The organism is Okeania sp. SIO2B9 (assembly GCF_010672505.1).
Taxonomy (GTDB): domain Bacteria; phylum Cyanobacteriota; class Cyanobacteriia; order Cyanobacteriales; family Microcoleaceae; genus Okeania; species Okeania hirsuta.
In genome coordinates this window covers 1-3,210 of record NZ_JAAHGK010000905.1, presented here as the reverse complement: position 1 = coordinate 3,210, position 3,210 = coordinate 1, and the positions used below count along the sequence as shown (strand labels likewise).

General features: G+C 37.6%; 2 protein-coding genes and 1 pseudogene. All 3 read right to left on the bottom strand.

Annotated elements, in window-relative coordinates:
- Positions 1–639: 639 nt before the first annotated feature.
- A complete protein-coding gene (locus F6K13_RS25240) occupies positions 640–927 on the bottom strand; it encodes a type II toxin-antitoxin system RelE/ParE family toxin (protein WP_124145038.1) in 288 nt (95 codons plus the stop codon).
- The gene (locus F6K13_RS25235) at positions 912–1,100 is read right to left on the bottom strand and encodes a hypothetical protein (RefSeq protein ID WP_044136527.1); all 189 of its coding nucleotides are present in this window, start codon (positions 1,098–1,100) and stop codon (positions 912–914) included. The genes F6K13_RS25240 and F6K13_RS25235 overlap by 16 nt, the downstream gene beginning before the upstream one ends.
- 1,116 nt (positions 1,101–2,216) lie before the next feature.
- Positions 2,217–3,137, bottom strand: a pseudogene (gene thrS, locus F6K13_RS25230) (threonine--tRNA ligase); the annotation flags it as partial.
- Positions 3,138–3,210 lie beyond the last annotated feature (73 nt).

Sequence of the window (3,210 nt, the reverse complement as noted above, 5' to 3'; positions counted from 1 at the left end):
ATATTTATTCCCAGAATGAAGAAGTTGAAATGGAAAAAGAATCTGATGAGGAAGATGAAATAAATTATCGACCTCCGGGGATGATAAAGCAGGATAATACTATTAATGATTGGGATACAGAAAGTAGAGTCAAATGGGAAGATTGGTAACAGTTAAAGACTCTTCAAGAAGGAAGAAGGAATCAGGAAGAAGGGATTTAGGACTGACCTTGTTGGAAAAATTCCATGGGGGTAGTCAACGACCTACCTACTACCTGTCTTATAACCCCAAGCAATTGTCAACAGCGTGTAGACTGTCGGATATTATACCCTTTATCGGTAAGGATAAATCAAGAGAAGTATAGATTGATTAAAGTACTAAATTAAGGAGTTTTCAATTCGTTAGATTTTGTAGAGTGTTTACATAATTGATAAAAGTCGATCATTCAGGGTCATTGAACCTCTACTCCCTATTGCCCCAGAATTTTGTACCTCCAAGACTAGAAAACTGCTGTAGTTATATAAAATACAAAAAATCGTGCTACTCCCCCACTCCCTCACTCCCTACTGCCCCAGAATTTTGTACCTCCAAGATAGGAAACCGAGCTTCTAATGAAACTCGGTTCTGAACTAATATTTGATTGGGCACGACCGCTATCAGCTATAAATCTAATAACCTTTTTCCATGAATAACCGCAGCAACAATTACTATATTACCTTTAACTTGATAAAGGACTCGATAACTGTAAGCATAATCTTGTCGGTAACTTTCATCCCCAAACTCTTTGACTACTTCTCCTTGTAAAGGATTATGAATCAAATTTTTGGTGACATTAATTATCCTATGGACTACTGCTGCAGTATAAGAAACAGAGTCACGTGCTATGTAGGAAGCAATCGCGTCCACATCATCTATAGCTTTAGAAGACCAAACTACTTTATAACCCATTTACTCAAAAGCCCTTCAGCTTCTTCTTGTGTAATTTTTCTTTCTTTATCAGCTACTTCTAAACCATGAAGAACTTTTTCAATTACATATAAATGATATTGAACATCTTCAAGGGAGCAATTATCTGGCAATTTACTTAATAGAGATTCTACTTTTTTCTTAGCAGTATTCATAAAGTTCATATTATTAAGTCACTGTTCCTAGCTGTACGTGAGCCATTGGACAGCGACATCTGGTGCTTTGCATTTTTGCGCTTTCCCAGCAGAAAAAAGCGAAAAACACATCCCCTCTTAGAAGAACCTTTAAGATATTAATCATTTTTATCTCTAATTTTATTATTTTGAAACCTTTTGGTCTCATATAGTTCCTTTAAATTAGATGCTTTCATGTTCTAGCGCCTTTCGCAAACAAAATATGTCAGATTATCGCCGACCTTGGCTCTAAATATAAGGAAGGTAATATACCTATCAATAATATAACAATCTGATTTAACTTTTGAAAGAGAATACTATCACTTTGAGCTATCAGCTACCAGTATAATTACTTATAGCTAATAACATATTGGTCAATCATCTATGTTTATGATCCCTGCAAAGTATAACTTGATATAGACTTCTTAATCGTCTTCAAAGAAAAGTTTTACTTTCTATAGATAGACCTATCAAATGCAATTTGGCATAATTTAATGGTATAATTTGGGACTAATCATTATTGATTTATGGCCTTTCAGGAATTATTCAATTCAAAACTTTTAAATACTATCAAGAGCTTATCAAATAACAAGTCAAATAAATAAACCCCCTCTCAATTTATCAGAAAGCAGGTGTAAATACTTATGTGGAGATTAGTCGAAGTATATTTTTGATTTTTAATTACTTCCAGTTTTTTTATGTAGTAACCTAATTGGAATTGATGATAGTTGTGTCATGTAAGGTTCAACAATACTTGAAATCCTCCCGATGTTGCGCTTACGCGACAACGTAAAATTCCCACTCCATCACTGATAGGGACTTTCTGCTGCCTCTTGACAGAGGAGCTGCGCTTTCCTATCGGAATGCTCCGCAAACATGTCGCGAAGCGAAACATAGCACCTGTCTCCGAGGCCGAACCTCTTTTTGGTCTTACGGCTGCTCCACAGTACGTCACCAATCCGACACTCTCCTAGCCCAGCAACCTTAATTTAAGTGCTATATCACAGGCTTTGGAAAAACCAATCAATGTTCGGTTTTCCCATGTGACGCTACCTTGCCAGGAGAGCATGAGTCTTCAACCAAGGTTGAGATCAAAGTCTAGAAATTTTCATAGTTAGCGATCGCCCCAGTCATCTTCTCAATTACCTCTGGCACAGTTATAGAACCTAATTCCCCAGCAGCACGAGTCCTAATACTCAAACTATTTGACTCGACTTCCTTAGCTCCAACTACAGCCATTACAGGAATTTTGGCCTTCTCAGCATTTCTAATCAACTTACCCAAACGTTCATTACTAATATCCACCTCAGCACGAATACCTACTTTACGCATCTGAGCAGTAACCTCTTGAGCAAAGGGCAAAAATTCAGAATTAACAGGCAAAAGTTTAGTTTGGGTAGGAGCTAACCACAAAGGAAAATCTCCAGCATATTCCTCAATTAAAATTCCAATTAACCTTTCCAAGGAACCAAAAGGTGCGCGATGGATCATAACTGGGCGTTTTCTAGTCCCATCTTCTGCCACATATTCCAAATCAAACCTTTCGGGCAAATTGTAATCTACCTGTACAGTGCCTAACTGCCATTCTCGCTCCAAAGCATCCTGGAAAATAAAATCTAACTTTGGACCATAGAATGCCGCTTCACCAATACCCTCAAAATGATCCATACCCATTTTTTCCACAGCTCCACGGATTGCACCTTCAGCTTTTTCCCAAGCCTCATCAGAACCAATGTACTTATCTGAGTCAGGGTCACGGAAACTTAATCTAGCCTTAAAATTATTTAGTTGTAGATTTTTAAACACAAATAGAGTTAAGTCTACCACACTAAGAAACTCGGCTTCAAGTTGTTCGGGTGTCACAAACAAATGAGAATCATCTTGAGTGAAACCTCGGACTCGGGTTAAACCACCTAATTCCCCAGACTTTTCATGGCGGTAAACAGTGCCAAACTCGGCAAGTCGTATTGGTAACTCCCGATAAGAACGTAAGTCCTGTTTATAAATTTGGATGAGGAATCAGAAGCTCAGGAACAGGGTTTTGTTTTAAAACCAATGAACTGTCCATTCCATATCCAAATTTATAAACAGG